This is a genomic window from Pseudomonas sp. HPB0071 (assembly GCF_000478505.2).
GTDB classification, from domain to species: Bacteria; Pseudomonadota; Gammaproteobacteria; order Pseudomonadales; family Pseudomonadaceae; genus Chryseomonas; species Chryseomonas luteola.
In genome coordinates this window covers 2,062,653-2,081,253 of sequence record NZ_KI517367.1, presented here as the reverse complement: position 1 = coordinate 2,081,253, position 18,601 = coordinate 2,062,653, and the positions used below count along the sequence as shown (strand labels likewise).

Annotated in this window: 17 protein-coding genes; 7 read left to right on the top strand and 10 right to left on the bottom strand. The window is 55.2% G+C overall.

The features are described 5' to 3' along the window. The 5 genes from HMPREF1487_RS09805 to HMPREF1487_RS09785 all read left to right on the top strand — a co-directional run. On the top strand, positions 1 to 2,979 hold a 2,979-nt coding region (locus HMPREF1487_RS09805), incomplete at its 5' end, for a rhamnan synthesis F family protein (RefSeq protein ID WP_010796481.1). Between the two features lie 276 nt (positions 2,980 to 3,255). Then, a complete protein-coding gene (locus HMPREF1487_RS09800; protein WP_010796480.1) occupies positions 3,256 to 3,786 on the top strand; it encodes a Dps family protein in 531 nt (176 codons plus the stop codon). A gap of 275 nt (positions 3,787 to 4,061) precedes the next feature. Beyond that, the gene (locus HMPREF1487_RS09795; protein ID WP_010796479.1) at positions 4,062 to 4,613 is read left to right on the top strand and encodes a hypothetical protein; all 552 of its coding nucleotides are present in this window, start codon (positions 4,062 to 4,064) and stop codon (positions 4,611 to 4,613) included. Between the two features lie 283 nt (positions 4,614 to 4,896). Beyond that, positions 4,897 to 5,106 (top strand): cold-shock protein, encoded by a 210-nt coding sequence (locus tag HMPREF1487_RS09790; protein ID WP_010796478.1) that lies wholly within the window; start codon positions 4,897 to 4,899, stop codon positions 5,104 to 5,106. 184 nt (positions 5,107 to 5,290) lie between these two features. After that, complete coding sequence (locus HMPREF1487_RS09785) at positions 5,291 to 5,971, top strand: class I SAM-dependent methyltransferase (RefSeq protein ID WP_010796477.1); 681 nt, start codon at positions 5,291 to 5,293, stop codon at positions 5,969 to 5,971. A gap of 6 nt (positions 5,972 to 5,977) precedes the next feature. Here the strand turns inward: HMPREF1487_RS09785 and HMPREF1487_RS09780 are convergent, their stop codons facing one another. The 4 genes from HMPREF1487_RS09780 to HMPREF1487_RS09765 form a co-directional block, all read right to left on the bottom strand. Next, positions 5,978 to 6,202, bottom strand: a complete 225-nt coding sequence (locus tag HMPREF1487_RS09780) for a hypothetical protein (RefSeq protein ID WP_010796476.1) — start codon at positions 6,200 to 6,202, stop codon at positions 5,978 to 5,980. 64 nt (positions 6,203 to 6,266) lie between these two features. Continuing rightward, complete coding sequence (shiA, locus tag HMPREF1487_RS09775) at positions 6,267 to 7,571, bottom strand: shikimate transporter (protein ID WP_010796475.1); 1,305 nt, start codon at positions 7,569 to 7,571, stop codon at positions 6,267 to 6,269. A 356-nt stretch (positions 7,572 to 7,927) separates the two neighbouring features. Then, positions 7,928 to 8,119, bottom strand: a complete 192-nt coding sequence (locus HMPREF1487_RS09770) for a hypothetical protein (RefSeq protein ID WP_010796474.1) — start codon at positions 8,117 to 8,119, stop codon at positions 7,928 to 7,930. 214 nt (positions 8,120 to 8,333) lie between these two features. After that, complete coding sequence (locus HMPREF1487_RS09765; RefSeq protein WP_010796473.1) at positions 8,334 to 8,936, bottom strand: nitroreductase family protein; 603 nt, start codon at positions 8,934 to 8,936, stop codon at positions 8,334 to 8,336. A 68-nt stretch (positions 8,937 to 9,004) separates the two neighbouring features. Here HMPREF1487_RS09765 and HMPREF1487_RS09760 point away from each other — a divergent pair, with 68 nt between their 5' ends. Next, positions 9,005 to 10,645: a sugar porter family MFS transporter gene (locus HMPREF1487_RS09760; protein WP_010796472.1), complete on the top strand. Its 1,641-nt coding sequence runs from the start codon at positions 9,005 to 9,007 to the stop codon at positions 10,643 to 10,645. A 45-nt stretch (positions 10,646 to 10,690) separates the two neighbouring features. On the opposite strand, the gene HMPREF1487_RS09755 is transcribed toward HMPREF1487_RS09760, so the two are convergent. The 4 genes from HMPREF1487_RS09755 to HMPREF1487_RS09735 all read right to left on the bottom strand — a co-directional run bounded on the left by HMPREF1487_RS09755 (position 10,691) and on the right by HMPREF1487_RS09735 (position 16,385). Beyond that, on the bottom strand, positions 10,691 to 11,893 hold the full coding sequence (locus HMPREF1487_RS09755; protein WP_010796471.1) for an MFS transporter: 1,203 nt from the start codon (positions 11,891 to 11,893) through the stop codon (positions 10,691 to 10,693). 302 nt (positions 11,894 to 12,195) lie between these two features. Continuing rightward, positions 12,196 to 13,242: an asparaginase gene (locus tag HMPREF1487_RS09745; protein ID WP_010796469.1), complete on the bottom strand. Its 1,047-nt coding sequence runs from the start codon at positions 13,240 to 13,242 to the stop codon at positions 12,196 to 12,198. A gap of 192 nt (positions 13,243 to 13,434) precedes the next feature. Further along, positions 13,435 to 15,234, bottom strand: coding sequence for a thiamine pyrophosphate-requiring protein (locus HMPREF1487_RS09740; RefSeq protein WP_010796468.1), 1,800 nt, complete (start codon positions 15,232 to 15,234; stop codon positions 13,435 to 13,437). Positions 15,235 to 15,386: 152 nt separating this feature from the next. Continuing rightward, positions 15,387 to 16,385, bottom strand: coding sequence for an SDR family oxidoreductase (locus HMPREF1487_RS09735; protein WP_010796467.1), 999 nt, complete (start codon positions 16,383 to 16,385; stop codon positions 15,387 to 15,389). Between the two features lie 162 nt (positions 16,386 to 16,547). Between HMPREF1487_RS09735 and HMPREF1487_RS09730 the strand changes: the two genes are divergently transcribed. Continuing rightward, entirely contained in the window at positions 16,548 to 17,135 is a 588-nt protein-coding gene (locus HMPREF1487_RS09730) for a 3-keto-disaccharide hydrolase (protein ID WP_010796466.1), read from the top strand. Here HMPREF1487_RS09730 and HMPREF1487_RS09725 read toward each other — a convergent pair whose 3' ends face one another. Further along, positions 17,136 to 17,660 carry a cupin domain-containing protein gene (locus HMPREF1487_RS09725; protein WP_037030643.1) on the bottom strand — a complete coding sequence of 175 codons (525 nt, stop codon included), beginning with the start codon at positions 17,658 to 17,660 and terminating at the stop codon, positions 17,136 to 17,138. It lies immediately after the preceding gene. Between the two features lie 129 nt (positions 17,661 to 17,789). Further along, complete coding sequence (locus HMPREF1487_RS09720; RefSeq protein ID WP_010796464.1) at positions 17,790 to 18,518, bottom strand: alpha/beta fold hydrolase; 729 nt, start codon at positions 18,516 to 18,518, stop codon at positions 17,790 to 17,792. Positions 18,519 to 18,601: the final 83 nt, after the last annotated feature.

Genomic DNA, 18,601 nt, shown 5'->3' with positions numbered 1-18,601 from the left:
GTAGCTGAGCTTAGCCAGGCCGTAGTCGCGCGCGACGGACAGATAACCGAGCTTAGCCAGGCCGTTATTGACCGTGACAGCAAGGTAGCTGAGCTAACCAGTAAATTAGAAACTATCGCTATGAGCAAAAGCTCTGATACTAGTGAAAGTCTAAAAGAGCTTTTCAATCGACTTACAGACATAGAATTAAAATACTTTAGTGGTAAAGATGCTCAATCCAGTCACCAACCAAACCTTGAGCTGCAAAAGAACAAAATTGACGCTTTGGCTATTACAAAGCAGGTAATGCTTGAAGAGAATAATGAGCACGAAATAAAAATAACAATACTTAATGAAAAAATTAGCTATTTAGAGAACCAAAACAAAGTACTAGAAGATGAATTAGCTAAAAAAAATCACGATTTAGAGTATTGCAAGAGTCTTAACAATGAGAAAGAAATAACGATAAATTCTATTTTAAGCTCACGCTCATGGCGTCTTATGTCGAAGCCGAGGGCCATCGTTACCATGCTGAAGGGATTAAGGCGTAAAGAGCCTCTCTCTAGTCAGGATGTAGCAGATAGAGCTCAAGCCAAGTTTGAAACTGTAACTCAATTACCTGCCATTCCCTCTGAAATAGATTACAAAAATCTAGGCTTTGACCCCGATTTTTATGGCCTCATTTACCCAGATGTTTCTGGCCCAGCCGAAGCTCTATATCATCACTACTTAAATCATGGGATAAATGAAGGGCGTGCTCCTCAGTCTAAGCCTCTATCAGTAAATAAACTATTAACTGACGAAGGAAAACCTTTTGTTATCGTAGTCTGTCATGAGGCATCGAGAACAGGAGCACCTGTTTTAGGCTGGAATATCTGTGTAGAACTTAAGAAAAAATATAATGTTATTGCTATTCTTTTAGGGGATGGTGAGCTAGTAAGCTATTTCCAAGAATCTTGCTCTGTCGTAGCGGGCCCTTATTCCGTTCATGAGCGTCAAAAGCTAGCGCTAGACTATGCAATCAATAATATAATCAATGCCTATGCGCCGAAATTCGCTATCGTTAACAGTTTGGCATCAAGTTCAATATTAAAACCTCTTGCAGAAAACTATATACCCTCCATCCTGTTAGTCCATGAGTTTTACAAATTCCATTGTAGCCCTTGTGAACTTGTGGATACCTTTGCTTGGGCTGGAAAAGTTATATTTTCTGCTGAGGTTGTTAGACAGAGCGCATTGATTGAGCGAACTCGCGTTGCTGTAAATAATAGTCTAATTATTCCTCAAGGGAAATCAAGAATTCCTTCAGAACAGCCAAAGGATTATGCAGAGGAAAAAATTTCAAATTTCTATGAAAAGATGTTGTTTGGCATACCTTATGCTAAAACACGTAAGCCTTTTATTGTGTTAGGCGCAGGGACTGTTGAGTATCGAAAAGGTATTGACCTATTCGTAACTACCGCGATGGAAATCCATAGAACAGACCCCAACAGTGAAATACTGATGGTTTGGATAGGTCGAAAAATAGATGTTGAGCCATATAAGCAATATGCGGACTTCGTTTTGGAGCAAATGCAAGCCTCCGGTATAGGCGCTCGGGTTAAGCTTTTGGACGAAACGCCTTATCTCGAAAGTATCTATAGTATGGTAGATATGTTCTTTGTTTCTTCTCGCTTGGACCCCCTACCAAATGTCGCTATTGACGCGATGATGAGTGGAAAACCTGTAATTTCTTTTGAGAGCGCTACTGGTATATCAGAAATATTAGCTTCTAGCCCTCTGACATCCTCTTGCGTTATGCCGTTTTTAAGTACTGACGCTGCAGCAAAATTCATTTTAAGCTTGAGTAAAGATAAGGAAAAGCTCAAATCTTTAGGAAGCCATGTTAAGAATATTGCAGAAAATGTATTTAACATGGAAAGTTATGTAGAAAAGCTTGAAAAAGCTGTGAGTGATGTCAGCCAATCCTATAATAGCTTAAAAACTGACGAATCGTTCCTGCTAGAGAGGAATGATTTTATTGAAGGTTTTTATATTGCTCCTGATGAGAGATGCACCAAAGAGCAAGCTGTAAGAAAATTTGTTAAATACAGCCAAGGTTTTATTTTTAATCGTAAACCGAGGCCAGGGTTTAACCCAGAGCGCTATGTAACTGATAACACCATTGCTCCAATAGGTAAAAATCCTCTTGTTCATTTCGCTGAAGCTGGCAAACCTAATGGCCAGTGGCTAGACAAAGTAATTTATATAAAAGATAGATCAACACTAAAAATAGCAAATCTTAAAATAGGTGTTCATATACACGCTTATTATCCCGATATGCTGCCAGACATAATAAATAGGTTATCAGAGAACAATACAACGCCTGACCTTCTAATAAGCGTAACTTCTGAAACTGCCAAAAAAGAAGTTGAAAGCCTGTTAAAAGATAACTATCCCGCCAGACTTACAGTAAGAACTGTTCCTAATGTGGGTAGGGACATTGGCCCATTTTTTACAGAATTCAAAGATGACCTAATTACTTATGATGTTGTAGGGCATTTTCATACTAAAAAGAGTCCACATGTGCCCGCAGAGTCTCGCTTAGTAAAGGATTGGGTTAATTTCCTTATGGAGAATTTAATAGGTGGCCGTTTCAACTCAGCTGACGCCATTATTAAAGAATTTGAAATGTCTCCACAGCTAGGCTTAGTTTTTGCAGATGATCCCAATCTTATTGGGTGGGATAAATATCTAGAATTTGCTCAGGAACTAGCACAGCGCATGGATATCGTGCTAAAAAACGGATATTTCTCTTTCCCTGTCGGTACTATGTTCTGGGCTCGCCCTAAAGCGCTTGAGCCTATGTTTAATCTGGATCTAAATTGGTCTGACTATCCAGCAGAGCCCTTACCTATTGACGGGTCTCTTCTTCACGCAATGGAAAGATTATTACCGATCGTAACTAATAAAGCAGGCTACACTCACAGTGTTACTTATGTAGAAAACGCAAGACGTTGAATCTACCAGCCAAAATAAAAGCAAGCGCTCATATAAATATATGTGCGCTCTTCTGTATATTTGGTAGCCATCATTAAAAAATCGTCTTTTAAAAACGAATAATTAATATGCTGTTATATTATAAAAATATTTTTATCATATAGCTTTGGGCTATAAATTGTTATTAAAATAAATTTTTATGAACTTATTAGGAGCCGCTATACTCTATAGAATATCCTTATTGTATAGCCGTTTGGATTAACGGTCTTTTTCGATATTCAACAGAGAGGTCTAGATATGGCTACTGCAAATGCCAAGCAAGAACTGAAATCCGTTGAAACTATTAATGCACGCGCGTCCACTGGTCAGGACGCTACCCTGACTCAACAGGGTGAAATTGGTAAGGCGCTAAGTGTCCTGCTGTCGGATGTCTTCGCCCTGTACATCAAGACCAAGAATTACCACTGGCACATGCACGGCACCCACTTCCGCGACTATCACCTGTTGCTGGAAGAGCAGGCAACCCAGTTGTTCGCCATGACTGACCCCATGGCCGAGCGTGCACGCAAGATTGGTCAGCCTACCATTCGCTCTCTGGAGCAGATGGTGCAGCAAAAGCGTCTGGCCAGCAGCGAAGCTGAAGACCTGACCGCTGAGCAGATGCTGGAAGAGCTGCATGCCGATAACCAGGCGCTGGCTGCATTCATGCGCACTACCCACACCCTGACCAGCGATGGTAATGACGTGGCGACCACCAGCCTGCTGGAAGAGTGGATCGACCAAGCTGAAGAGCGCGCCTGGTTCCTGGGCAAAACTGTCGGCAAATAAGTACCGATTGGCAGGCTTTGGCTCTCTTTTGTAGAGATGCCTAAATACAGCCGAATCCGATCAATCCGGAATCCTGCGGGGTTCCGGATTTTTTATGCCTGTCGCTTATGTTCGCTCTGCCAGCTGCCATAACTCCCTCTGCCTCGGCGCATACATAACACTCCCTGTACAACGGGTCGATCTGAGCGAAAATAACGGTTTGTTGTTTTAAGACCCGAACGTGAATGTAACCCTGTTCAGGCCGCGTCCTCCCAGCCCCTACACAGACCGCACGTATGTACGATAACCAGCTTATCCTCGTTCCATCCATTTCCACCCTGCCAGGCCATGAGGCCAAGGCATTGAGCGCGCTGCGCTGGCTGATACGCAGGGACATCGTGCAGGAACAGGTAACGACCTGCGGCCGCGGCTCGCGGGGCATGGCCTATGGCATTGCTCCAGGTGCCGAACGGGTGGTCAGATACCCCGAACGTCTGCCGTTCGGTCATCCTGTCAACGGACTGGAAATCATCACTCGCCGCTGCATCTTTACGCCGGACAAGGGATTCAAGGAGGAGGCGGGTTGCCCTGAGTGCCGCCGGGAGATCGGCGAGGCGCTGTTCGACAGCCTGGAAGACTGGATGCCCGGCCATACCGACAATTTCCGTTGCCCCGAATGTGGACACGAAGATGACATCAACGGGTTCCTGTTCCTACAGCCCTGTGGCTTTTCCAATCTGGGCTTTATTTTCAACGGCTGGGCAAAAGCCGTCTTTCAGCCCACCTTTCTTGAAGAGTTTGCAGAACGGCTTGGCTATGGCATTACACAGGTAACGGCTGAGCTCTGAACGAGGGCCCGGTAATAGAAGGCGAGAACACAAAAATAATTAAACAGGCAGAGCGTTGATAAATAAGAGAATTGTGCCTACTGCCGCTGCTTGCCGGAAAATAAAGGTATACAACGGCTCAAAAGCGCGTATGGTGACGTCACTGCTCTGCAATTGTCACTTCGATACCCTGGCTTGATGTACTGCTTCACGTTTCATCTCCTTGGCTCGTTTTACTTTCGCATCTCAGTCTCGGCCTGAACGGTTCAGCGCCGCAGTCTTACTTTTACCTTGGAGATACATCATGTCTACTCGCCAAACGGGTACCGTCAAGTGGTTCAACGATGAGAAAGGTTTCGGCTTCATCACGCCTGAGAGCGGTCCTGACCTGTTCGTTCATTACCGTTCGATCGAAAGCGCCGGCTTCAAGAGCCTGAGCGAAGGTCAGCGCGTTTCTTTCGTGGCCGTCAAGGGCCAGAAAGGCATGCAGGCTGATCAGGTTCAAGTCGTCTAAGACGCCTGATCCAAAAAGCCCCGCCTAGCGGGGCTTTTTTATTGCCTGCGTTTTTTAAAGTCGGCTGTTCGCCGCTATCGCCTCAATGGCAAGCCCTTCGTCCTGTACTGCTGCTCTTTCAGAGTGGTGCCTGTTCGATCAAGCCCTGTCTTGACGCCAACATCATCCAACCTAATGGATCAGCATGTCCGGTTATCGAGTCAAATATCAAACCGTCACCGTTGGTGATGTGGATTTTCACATCCAATCCCTAAAAGACCATCAGCAATACTATGACCCCAACGGCGAAGCGGAGCTGCTGGGCATCTCGCCCGAAAGCTGGCCGCTGTTTGGTCAGGTCTGGCCCTCAAGCTATGTACTGGCCACAGCCATGCAGACCATTGATCTCAAGGGCAAACGTGTCCTGGAACTGGGTGCGGGTCTCGCGCTGGCCAGCCTCGTGGTGCATAGCCGGGGCGGCAACATGACGGTGAGTGATTACCATCCGTTGATCCCAACCTTTCTGAACGAGAATCTGCGGCTCAACAACCTGGGGCCGATCAAATACCAGGCGGCAGATTGGGGCAGAACCGACCTGGACCTAGGCCAGTTCGATCTCATCATCGGCAGTGACCTGATCTACGAGCGCGACCAGCCTGCCATCCTGGCCGACTTCATTGACCGGCACTCGGCAGATGAAGTGGACATCATCATTGTCGACCCGGACCGCCGCCAGCGTTCCAGCTTCTGCCGTGAGATGGAGGAGCTGGAATACTCGTATCGGAGTACGCGAGCAGACTGTGTACTGAGTACCGGCGAAGCCTATAAAGGGTCATTCCTGCATTTTCATCGGGACGAGGCCACACTGAGCCTCGCCGTCGGTTAGGTTTTCCTACAGCGGGCCGGGGTCCGGAATCGGGCCAGGAATCTTGGCTGGCTCTTCCAGGTTTTCGCGCGCTTCTTCAGGCAGGTCTTCCGGGCGGGTCTCGGGATCGAGTTCGCTTTCCAGCTCACTATCGGCTTCGTCAAGATCGTTCAAAGGCGCCTGATCAGCACAATAGAGGCCTATAACGGCCGGATCAGGCGTGAACGCTGAAGGACTTGGGTGCGTCAGCATCGGCATATCCTCATGGCTGGGCTCTTTTGTTTAGTCCAGCCACCCGAGAATAGGTTGCAACCGCTTACCGATGACGCATCCGTGCCGCTACGAGCAAGGAAACAAGACAGCCGCCAGCCAGATACGCCGCGACCAGATGCCAGGACCCGTTATTGGCACTGACCAGCGAGGCGGCAATGAACGGTGTAAAGCCGCCGCCAACCACGCTGGCAACCTGATAACCGACACCGGCCCCGCTGTAGCGATACTCGGTACCAAAGGCTTCCGTGAACAGCGGCTGTTGCACGCTGACGATCATGTCATGGGCCATGTTGGCAAGCATGATGGCAAAGAACACGATCCAGCCAATCGAGCGCGCTTCCAGGGCCAGGAAGAAGGGCACAGCCGAGAGCACACCAATCGTGGCGCCGATCAGGTAGATACGGCGCAGCCCATAGCGGTCCGCCAGCCAGGCGAAGCAGGGAATGGTTACGCAGCTGATGGCACCCACCAGCAGGCCGATATTCAGGAACAGCTCGCGGGAAAGGCCCAGGTTGGCAGTCGAATAACTGAGCGCAAAGGTCGTCACGATGTACATGGTGAACAATTCAGCCATACGCAGTGCGATGATCAGGAGGAACGCGCGTGGATGGCGACGTAGCGCTTCCACGATGGGCAGCTTGACGGCCTTGTGAGCCTGTCTGACCTCACGCACGAACTCGCGGGATTCTTCCATGCTGGAGCGCACCCATAAGGCAATCAGCACCAGCACGATGCTAAACAGAAATGGCAGGCGCCAGCCCCAGCTGTGAAAGGCTTCATCGCTCAAAAAATGATCAAGTAGCGATACGCTGCCCGTAGCCAGGATCAACCCTACGCCAAAGCCTACCTGCACGCCGCTACTGTAGAAGGCACGCCGGAGCGGCGGTGCACTCTCCACGGCCATCAGGGCCGCGCCGCCCCACTCGCCGCCTACGGCAAACCCCTGGATTGCACGCAAAATAACCAACAGCACAGGTGCCCACCAGCCAATGCTCGCATAAGTCGGTAACAGGCCAATCAGGGCGGTCGAAATGCCCATGAGCATGACCGTCAGCACCAGCATGCGTTTGCGGCCAAGTTTGTCGCCGTAGTGACCGAATATAAAACCACCCAGGGGACGGAACAGAAAGCCCACGCCAAAGGTGGCGAAGGCAGCCAATGTCCCCATGGCCGGGCTTACGTTGGGAAAGAATTCCTTGTTGAAAATCAGCGCCGCCACGATGCCGTAGAGCAGAAAGTCGTACCAGTCCACAACCGCCCCGACAAAACTGCCAAGGGCGGCCTTGCGGGCCTGTGAATCGGAGCGCCCCGGGGGCGATGCGTCGGTTGCATGGGTCATTGCGGTCATGGCTTGGGTACTGATAACAGGAGGCGAGCCGTCAGAAGTGGCTCAAAAATCCGCCCGTCGGCACATTCATACTGCAGGTACAGGAAGGAAAGCAGACGGGAAGGTGTGAAACAGGCGCAGGGGTGGCCAATTACTCGTACGTCATACAGGACGGAGCAAACAGGCAAGGCGCAGAGAGATACATAGAGACGTCCTTATAGTTTTAATGGGCTATACGAAGAGAAGGCTTCGCACCGGAGGACGGGATAGTGTGTTGCGAGGGGTTATGAGGTCAACTGTAGGGTCACGTACAGCTCATGAAGAACGTGACCGTTAGTCGATTGACACCCGTGGCAGGACGCCAGAGGGGCGGTAAATCATTCGTCCATTAACTTCTTGCGATCTTCTACCGGCAGGCTGCGAGTCTCGGGATCGAGATCCTCCAGCTCGCCATCGGCTTCGTCCAGGTCATTAAGAGGAGCCTGATCCGCGCACCAGAGCTCATTGGCAGCAAGCAGGGTGCTGTAGTTGGCCAGGCGGCAGGTGTGTGCAGGAATACCGGTAATCATCTTGAGTCCCTCCCAGGAAATACCGATGAATGCTGTTTTAGCTTAGTCCGGTAATCGCAGCGGGAGGTTGCAACCGATCATCGGTTGGTGTGGCGAAGGATGTCTTGCTGAAGAGGCGGATGGCTATCCGACTTTCATACACAGGATGGTTGAACGCAGCGGCTCTCATCACAGGCGCCTGCTCTCGAAGACCTGGCGCCTGACAAAGGACAGCTTAGAAGCGGTCGCGAATGACCACTTCGTCGTAGGGCAGCTTGCCAGTGCGCGCATGCGCCGGCTCGGCGGCCTTGCCGATGGAAATCATCAGGCTGACAACATGGTCGTCCGGCAGATTGATCAGCTGGCCAACGGCCTCGAAATCAAAGCCGACCATAGGGCAGCTGTCGTAGCCCATGCCCTTGGCAGCGAGCATCAGCGTCTGGGCCACCAGGCCGGTGCTGCGCATGGCCTCGTCACGCTGGGTCTGTGGCTTGTCACGATAGTACGCGTCGATGGCGGGCACCATGAAATCCTGCACGGCCTGGGGAGCTTCGCTCCAGATACGGGCGGCATTCTTTTCCCAGCTGGCAACATCGGCACACACGATGACGAGCAACGAGGAATCGGTAATCTGGGCCTGATCCCAACCTACCGCACGAATCTGCTGACGCAGCGCCGGATCTGTCACTGCCACCAGACGCACATGCTGCAGGTTGAACGACGTCGGCGCCAGCAGGGCATGACTCAGCAGTTGGCGCTGCTCGTCATCGGTCATCCGGTGAGAAGCATCGTAACGACGGATGGCGCGACGTGCATTGATGGTTTCAAGGATATTCATACTGCGTTCCTTTAAATAAAAGTCAGGCCAGCACAAGCGTTTGGAGCCGCAACGGCCGTTTGGAAATCGTGGCGCAGAACGTAAAGGATAGCCGCGCATTTATCCAATCAAGCGTACTGATTCATTCCATCGATATCGCCAATACCGCTTCGCTAGCTGCTTTTGCTGAAACGATTGCGCAAAAAGGTGATCGAATCCCGTTTGATGACAATTTGTTTCTGAACCCTGTGGCGTCAGAGCAGTCTTTTAGCGGTTCGCCTGCTCTGGCAGGCGCGTCTGGATACAATAAAAGCAGGCAGCATCACATGGAATCTCCCACGCTCACCCTCTCGGCCCCTGCCGCTCCGGCGCGTAAAGGCCTCGTCCTTCTCATCGCAATCATCGCCGCCCTGGGTGGCCTTCTCTTCGGTTACGACACTGGCATCATTGGCGTCGCCCTGCTCGGCCTTGGCCGTGAGTTTGCGCTGAATGACACCCTCAAGCAGCTCGTCACGGGCGCCATCATCTTTGGTGCGCTGTTTGGCTGCCTGGGCACCGGCCCGATCTCTGATCGACTCGGCCGACGCCGAACCATCATCCTGGTGGGCATAGTATTCGCGCTCGGGTCGATTCTATCGGCCGTCTCGCCCAACGTGACGCTGCTGATCCTGTCGCGCTTTCTGCTTGGCCTGAGTGCCGGCAGCTCGACGCAGATCATTCCGGTCTACATTGCCGAAGTGGCCCCGCCACAGCATCGCGGAAAGCTGGTGGTACTGTTCCAGTTCATGGTGGTCAGCGGCATTACCGTCGCCTATTTCACCGGCTTTGCGCTGGACGAGCACTGGCGCTGGATGTTTGCGCTGGGCGTGGTTCCGGCCGTGATCCTGCTCGCCGGTATGTCGGTACTGCCTGAAAGTCCACGCTGGCTCCTGTCCCGCGGACGCGAGCAGGACGCACTGGCGGTCCTGGAGCGCGTCCGTGGTGATGAGGCGGCTGCCCGCCGGGAGCTGACCGAGATCAAGACGGTGAGCGATGCACCGGAAGGCACCTGGCGGGACCTGCTCCAGCCCTGGGTTCGCCCTGCGTTGCTCGTGGGCGTCTGCATCTCCATGTTTTCGCAGATCACCGGCAATAACGCCCTCGTCTACTACGCACCGACCATTCTGACCCAGGCAGGCTTTTCCGATAAGACGGCGGTTCTGGCCACTGGCTGCAGCACCATCCTGGTGGTGATCATGACCGTGATCGGCAGCCTCCTGGTGGACCGCATCGGCCGCCGGCGCTACCTGCTGATCCTAATCCCCGGCTCGATCATTGCGCTGGCCATCATGGGCTACCTGTTCCAGGGTGCAGGCCCCACCACTGACGTGCAGCGCTGGCTGGTCGTGGGTTGTCTGGCGGCCTACCTGATGTTCAACTGCGGCGGCTTCGGTGTATGCATCTGGCTGATCAACTCGGAAGTCTACCCGCTGTTCGTGCGCGGCAAGGGCGCCAGCGTTGGGGCCTTCAGCCACTGGTTCTTCGATCTGGTCGTCACGCTGACTACGCTGAGCCTGGTAACGTGGCTGGGCGCTGCCCATACGTTCTGGGTTTATGCCGGAATCTCGTTGCTGGCTCTGGTCTTCATCTGGCGCTTCGTGCCTGAAACCCGTGGCAAGAGTCTGGAGAAGATCGAACACGAGTTGCGCGAGCACCGCTTCTACCCCTACCAGCAGCGCCACGACCACTGACGCTGCATGGCATGGCCCAACCGCATGAGGTTGGGCCATTTCTCCTTACGCCCTGCCAGCCTCACGCTGGCGGGACTGCACGATCCACATGATTACCATCGCCAGAAGCGGCACCAGCGTCACCACGGCGGCAAAGAATTCCCCTGTCTGCCGTAGCCCGAATGCCTCCGCCGATACCCCTACGCCAATTACCGGCACCGACATCGCCACGTAATACGTGACAAAGAGCGTTGAGGTTACAGCTGCCTTGTGTTCACGTGGGCTGGCACCTGTCACGGCGTTCATACCGGCTCGAAACACGATGCCCTGGCCCGCTCCTGCGATTACCGTTCCCAAGAGCAGAAACCCGACCTGTGCAGTGGCAATGCTGACACCAATAGTGGCCGTGCCCAGTGATAGGGCAATGCAGCCAATCGTCATGTGTAAGTGTGCAGGCAGCTTTTTCAGCAATGCCTGCCCGATGATGGATGAGACAAACAGCAGGCAGATAACCGCGCCAATGGTAACGCCATGGGTATGCCCCATGACTTGGCCCATGATGGCCGGCACGACGGCCGTAAACAGCCCCGCCACGCTAAAACCCGCCATCCCCGAGAGGGCAGCCGGGATAAACAGGGCTCGCACCTCCCGCGGCAGATGAGGCTTTTGTATTCGTAGCCTCGGCTTAGCCGGGCGCTGGACCGTCTCGTGTGCCAACAGCACACCCACTGCGGCTACCACCAATAAGATCAGGTACAGGCTGAACACCAGATGCGTCGGATAGGGCAGATACGTCGATAGGATGCCTGCCACCAGAGGGCCCAACCCCAGCCCGAGCATGTTGGAAGCCGTAGCCACCAGGGTCGAGACATTGCGCCACGGCTCAGGCGCCAGCTCCAACACCGCCACGGTGGCCGTACCGGTATAAATCCCGGCGGAAAAACCGGAGAACAGCCGTGCCAGCATTAATCCGCTAATGCTGTGGCTGAAAAGAAACATCACCGTACTGATGGCCGACAACGCGATACCGGCCAACAGCATCGGTCGCCGTCCCAGCTGATCGGACCAGCTCCCCGCCACCAGCAGCGCCGCAATCACACCCGCCGCATAAATGGAGAAGATCAACGTTACCCACGTCTCGCCAAAGCCCATCTCCCGTTGATAAAACACATACAGCGATGTGGGCAGCGTAGTCCCCATCATGGTGATCAGAAAGGCACAGGCCACCCAAATAAAGGCGCGACGGGGATGTGAAGCACTCGCAGGCATGCTTGCTCCTAGGCGTATTGATCATTATTTGAACAGCCCGACCGGAGGTGGTCGGGAAAGCGGTAGACCGAACGCGATGGCGAAGCGTTCGGCATGAAGGACAGCACGGAGAGGTTTAGCCTGGCGGAATGCCTAGCTCGACGGGTGTCTTATGAGAATGAAATGATGGGTATGGCTCTGCTCAACCCATCCTACGAAGCGGTTTGTGACGAGGCCGGTAAGTGGCACATACAGAGGATAGGCGAAGCGATACCCCTCCCACATATGCCAACCTGACTAGCCACATCAGCCCCAACCGCGCCCTATTCCGCCGCGCTGAAATACCGCTCGATAGTGGCCATGTCCGCCCCGGTTGCGAGAGCCAGCGACAAGAGAATGCGTGACTTCTGAGGATTGAAAAAGCCGCTGCCAATGCCCTCTTCCTTCCTGCTGACGAATCCAGAGCCGGTACGGGTGGAGCGGATCACGGGAATGCCCTGCTCCATAAGCCGTTTGACCGTCTCCTTGGTGCGTGTCGGGATAGAGCCGTTACCTGTACCGGCAATGACAATGCCTTTTGCACCATCCTTGATCGCTGCGTCGATCAGTGCACTGTCCTGGTCCTGGTAGCTGTAGAGAATTACGACCTTGGGCAAGCTTTCCTGCTTGGAGACATCGAAATGCCTCTTGCCGGTCGGTGTGGCAGGAGAATAGTAGAACCGGGGCGTAATGCCGACAAAACTGCCCAGGTAGCCCTGCTCGACCGCGCGGAAGGTGTCGGGCATGGTGGAGTTGGTCTTGGTGGTATAGAAGGCCGAGCCGATGCGGTCGTTCAGAACTACCAGGGTGCCACGTCCGTTGGCCTTGTCATTGGCTGCCAGACTGACCGCTTCGAGCAGGTTCATGGGCCCGTCGGCCCCTACAGCTGTAGCAGGGCGCATCGCTCCCACCACTACCACGGGCTTTTCGCTTTTGACGGTCAGGTCGAGGAAAAAAGCCGTTTCTTCCAGCGTATCGGTACCATGGGTTACGACCACGCCATGTACTGCCGGGTCTTCCAGTTTTTGGCTGATCGTTTTTGACAGCTTCATCAGTGTCTTCTGGTCCATGTCCTGGCTGGGCATGTTGGCGAGTTGCTCGCCTGTCACCGTAGCCACCTGATTCAGCTCCGGCACAGCCTTGATCAGGGTTTCGATACCCAGCTTACCGGCGTCGTAGTCAGTGGTATCGGTGCTGGAGGCCGAGCTGCCAGCAATGGTGCCGCCAGTGGCGTAGATGACGACGCCGGACTTGGCGTCTGCGGCAAACAGGGAGGCTGTAGAGAGCGCAAGGGCGACGCTCAGGAACGCAGGGGTAAAACGAACAGGCATGCAATGTCCTTACTGTGAACCGGGAAAACGTGGCTGTGACCACGTATTTCCTTACGCAAGGACTGTGCCCTGCTGATCAAGCGATGGGTATTGCCCTGCTCTATCCATCTTGCCAAGGGAGAGTACATTGATAGATCGGGGCGCTGTATTCGCTACACGCCCCGGTCTATTGGCAGCGCCGAAACGGCGGTCCTACTTGTCTTTGTTCTTGCGTCCGGGCAGCACTGAATTAAGTACCTGCTTGGCCGTTTCCTTGATGATGCCGCCTTCATTCGGGTCGCCATGCAGAAGCGATGAGGCAAAGCTCTTGGCCTGCTCGATAGTGAAATGCGGTGGCAGCGGTGGTACATCCGGATCGGTCTTGAAGGTGATAACGACTGGACGCTCGGAGGCGAGTGCCTCTTCCCAGGCGGAAGCTACCCGGTCGGCGCTGTCGACATAGATACCCTTGAGACCGATGGACTCGGCGAACTGGTGATAGGGCACATCCGGAATGTTCTGCGAGGCTTCGAACTTGGGATCGCCGTTCATGACCCGCTGCTCCCAGGTCACCTGGTTCAGGTCTTCATTGTTGAAGACGGCGCAGATCCACTTGCCGTTACCCCACTCGCGCCAGTATTTCGCTACCGTGATCAGCTCGGCCATGTTGTTCATCTGCATCGCACCGTCACCCACCAGGGCCACCACCGGGCGGTCCGGGTGGGCAAACTTGGCGGCGATGGCGTATGGCACTGCCGCGCCCATGGAGGCAAGGCCACCGGACAGCGAACACATCATGCCGCGGCGCATCTGGACGTCACGGGCAAACCAGTTGGCGCAGGAGCCCGAGTCACTCGTCACGATGGCGCGATCTGGCAGGCGCGGCGACAACTCGTAGGCCACCCGCTGTGGATTGATCGGTTTGGCATCCGTGAGTGCACGGGCCTTGAGCGTCTCGTCTGAATCCTTACGCCAGTTTTCGATGGACGAGCGCCAGGCGCGATCTGTCTTCTCGCGCAGCAGCGGCAACAGGGCGCGCAGGGTCTCGGCCGAGTCACCTTCAAGGTTCACCTCCATGGGATAGCGCAGGCTGAGCATGTCGGCCTTCAGATCGATTTGCACGCCGCGGGCCTTGCCTTCTTCAGGCAGGAATTCGGAATAAGGAAAACCGGAACCGATCATCAGGAGCGTGTCGCATTTACTCATCAGCTTGTAGCTCGCCTCGGTGCCAAGCAGGCCGATGGAGCCGGTCACCCAAGGCAGCGCATCGGGAAGCGCGGCTTTGCCCAACAGTGCCTTGGCTACGCCGGCACCCAGTTTTTCGGCTACCGCAATCACCTCGTCCGTTGCGCCCAGCGCGCCGGCGCCCACCAGGATGGCAACCTTCTCGCCCGCATTGAGGACGTCGGCGGCCCGTTGTAGATCCGCCTCGTAGGGTACGACCTTGGGCTTGCTGTAGCCCACACCGGAGTGGATGGTGCCGTGCTTGTGGGGCGGATCGGAGTACTCAAGCTCCTGAATGTCATTGGGCAGGATGATGGCCGTGACACGCCGCTCACCTACCGCCGTACGAATCGCACGATCCACCAGATGACGAACTTGGGACGGCGCCGAAGCCTGTTGTACGAACGCACCCGCTACGTCCTTGAACATGGAGACCAGATCCAGCTCCTGCTGGTAATGGCCGCCCAAGGCAGTGCGGGCCTGCTGTCCGCAGATGGCCAGCACCGGTACGTGGTCCATGCGGGCATCATAAAGGCCGGTCAGCAGGTGCGAGGCGCCAGGGCCTGAGGTAGAGATGCAGACGCCCAGTTCCCCGGTGAATTTCGCATCGGCTGCCGCCATGAAGGCGGCCATTTCCTCATGGCGGGCCTGAATGAACTTGATCTTCTCGTTCGAACGGTTCAGTGCGCCAAAGACACCATTGATCCCGTCACCCGGGTAGCCATAGATGCGGCGTACGCCCCACTGGTACAAGCGTTCGACTATGAAATCACCGACGGTCATCGCCATGAGAACCTCCCTAGATCGGCTGTAAGCGGAATGGGTGCTTACTGACCTAGACAGGCTCACTCGGCGAGAAGTCCTCAGTATCTGAAAATAGATGGCCGACTCGTTCGTGAGCCTCTGCGTCTGCAGGAGACTTATGCCTCCCGCGCAGGCGTTTAAAAGGGCTTCAGGCGACGCAGCTTGGCCAACGCCATTAGTCCGGCACCCGCAGCCACAAGGGCCACCATGCTGACGATATCCGAATCCACCGAAACGGCCTTGTTGCTGGCCTTTTGGTTGAAGCGCCCGTGGGTGCGGTGCAACCCTTCGACCGGCTCGAACAGGTAATCCGCCCGCTCGGGGTTTTCCGGCTCGTTGGTCATCTGCCCGCTGTAGGCCTGTTTAGCCATGACCGTATCCAAAAGGCCTGGCGCCACCATATTGCCCAGGATGGCCTGGATCGTGGTCTTGCCCAGCCAGATTTCGCGGGGCGCACGCATGGCGGCATCAAAGATGGCCCGTGCTGCGACTTCCGGCTGATAGATGGGAGGCAGTGGCTGGCCGCGCTTGCCCAACTTGTTGCGGGCCCAGTCGAATTGCGGCGTGTTGAGGGCTGGCAGGTGAACCATGGTAAGCCGGACACGACTCTTGTCATGGATCAGCTCACTGCGCAGGGAATCAGTAAATCCACGAATGGCCGCCTTGGCACCGCAATAGGCCGATTGCAGTGGAATCGACCGGTACGCCACCGCCGAGCCGACCTGCACGATAGTGCCACGGTCCCGCACCTTCATCCGCTTGAGGGCAGCCATGGTGCCGTACGTGCAGCCCAGGTAGGTCACATCTGTCACGCGGCGGTATTCCTCCGGCGTCATCGAGCCAAAAGCCCCAAGAACCGTAGTCATGGCGGCGTTGACCCAGACGTTGATCGGTCCGAGTTCTGTTTCTACACGCTCCGCGGCCTGCTCGACCTGGGCGGCATCAGCCACATCAGCCTTGCAGCCCAACGCCTTGGCACCCAAGGCCTCCAGCTCGGCGACCGTCTCGGTCAGCCCCTGCTCGCCTCGGGCGATGACTGCGACCTTGTAACCCGCTTGAGCAAAATAGTGAGCGGTTGCGCGACCGATACCGGCCGTGCCGCCCGTGATGACGACTACAGGTGATTCATGCGCCATGTTGATGCCCCGACATTGTTGGAGGTGTCTTCAACGGACTGCCCTGTCAGGAAGCCAGTTCACTCCGCTGCGATGACGCCCATCGGGTTTACGGCTCTGAACCGGGCAGACGGGATGCCAGTCTTATGGTCAGGCGTATCGCTTTACAGGAGGCGCAACACCATGATCGAGGTACTCGATGCCCATCAGTGGCGGGCTTATCAAGGTGAAGACTTCCCGCTTGGCAGCTGGAAAGACGATAACGGAATCCTGCATGCCGATCCTGCTGCCGCGCGAGTCGATCTGATCTCACGGCAATCGTATCGAAACTTTTCCCTGACGTTTGAATTCAGCCTGGCGGCGGGTGGAAATGCCGGGGTGCTGTACCGGGTTGCCGAATCCTGGCCCGAATCCTGGCAGGGCGGCCCAGAGATGCAGCTCCTGGACAATGCCAGCCACCCGGACGGGCAGAATCCGCTCACCACCCATGGCGCGCTTTATCAGCTATTGGCACCTACCGAGCCCACTCCGATTCAGCCCGGCGAATTCATGAGCGGCCAACTCATCGTTCGCGAAAACCACGTTGAACACTGGCTCGCTGGACGATGTGTATTACGCTACGATCTATACGATACTGCCCTACGTGAGGCCATCAGCCAGAGTAAGTTCAAACACAATCCTGATTTTGGTTTCACAGAGGGACATATCATCCTTCAGCACCATGGCGATGAAGTGTGTTTTCGTTGCCTGCAAGTCGAAGCCTTGCTCTGATCACTGCTGTATACGCCATGCCTTAAGCAGTACGCCGTCCTTGCCTGTGACCGGATCGGCCTCAGGCATAGGCACCTGGGCGATACGAGTAACCGAGGCATCATGAGTGGAGGCATTGGCACGCTGGATATCATAGTCCTCCTGCCCGCGCGGATAGGCCCCAACGACCACGAAGTCATCGCTTTCCTCGATGCGGCAGTGCCCGGTTCCGGCGGGCAACACCAGCACATCCCCTGCCTCCACCGTTAGCTCCTGGCCGGACTCGCCTCCCAGAATGATCCGCGCGTGCCCGGATGCCACACCTAGCACCTCGTGAGCAGTCGAGTGGTAATGGTGATAGTCGAAGATGCCGGCCCGCCATTGCGGTGGCCAGTCGTTCGCAGCGAACAGCTTTTCGAAGGCGGCGGCGTTGTCCTTACCCTCAAGCGGTACGGCACGATAGACCAGCACTGGAAACGTGCTGTTGGGAATACGTCCATCATCCTTGAAGAACAACCGATCCGGCTCGCCCGCCTGGGCGGGCATACTCAGCGCCGACACCGCGGGCGCAAGACTCAAGGCAAACAGCACCGCATTGTAGGTAGAGCGTGTGGAACCCATAGCTATTCCCCCGATAGGTATAACAGATTCGAAGGGCTATCCGGGTGGGAAGTTTCACAGGCCGTGCAGCCAGTTCCTCAGCAGCTCGGTAGTTCGCTCCGGCCACTCCAACGGCGGCAGATGACCACATTCGGGCAGTATCTCCAGGCATGAGCCCGGGATGCCGGCGTGCATCCTCTGCGCCTCAGCCACAGGCGTGAGCTTGTCGTTTTCACCCACGACAATCAGCGTCGGCACAGTAATGCTCGCCAGGGTCGGAATCGAATCCGGACGATCGATAATGGCCTGCTGCTGGCGTAGAAACGCATCGCGCCCTACCCGCTTGCCCATGGCGATCACCTCATCGGCAACCGGCGTACCGATCCGGCTTGGATGGATCAGGTTTGGCAACAACTGAGGGCTGATTCCCAAGAAGCGTCCACGCTCGGCCAGGGCCTTCATGCCGACCCGCTGGCGGGTACGCTCAGGGGCATCGAGGCTGGCCATGGTGTCGACAAGCGCCAGCCGCATGACCCGCTCCGGCGCCTGTCGCATGATCTCGAACGCCACGTATCCCCCCATGGACAACCCCGCCAGCGCAAACCGGGCCGGTGCCTCGGCCAGTACCCGTCTCGCCATGTCTTGAATGCTTCCGTCACGGGTCAGGTCGGCAATGTGCGTATCGGCCACGTCGGCCAGCGCTTCGGCTTGCAAACGCCACAAGGCGGCATCGCACAGAAGTCCGGGAAGAAACACCAGCGGGACGCGGGCCTCAGGTCTGGAGGATGCAGCAGAAGTGATCATCAGAGGGTTATTCAGCAGCAAAAGCTGCGTTCTATACGGCCTTCGTCAGCGATGCAAGTACTGACCCCTTATGGCGGCGCAAA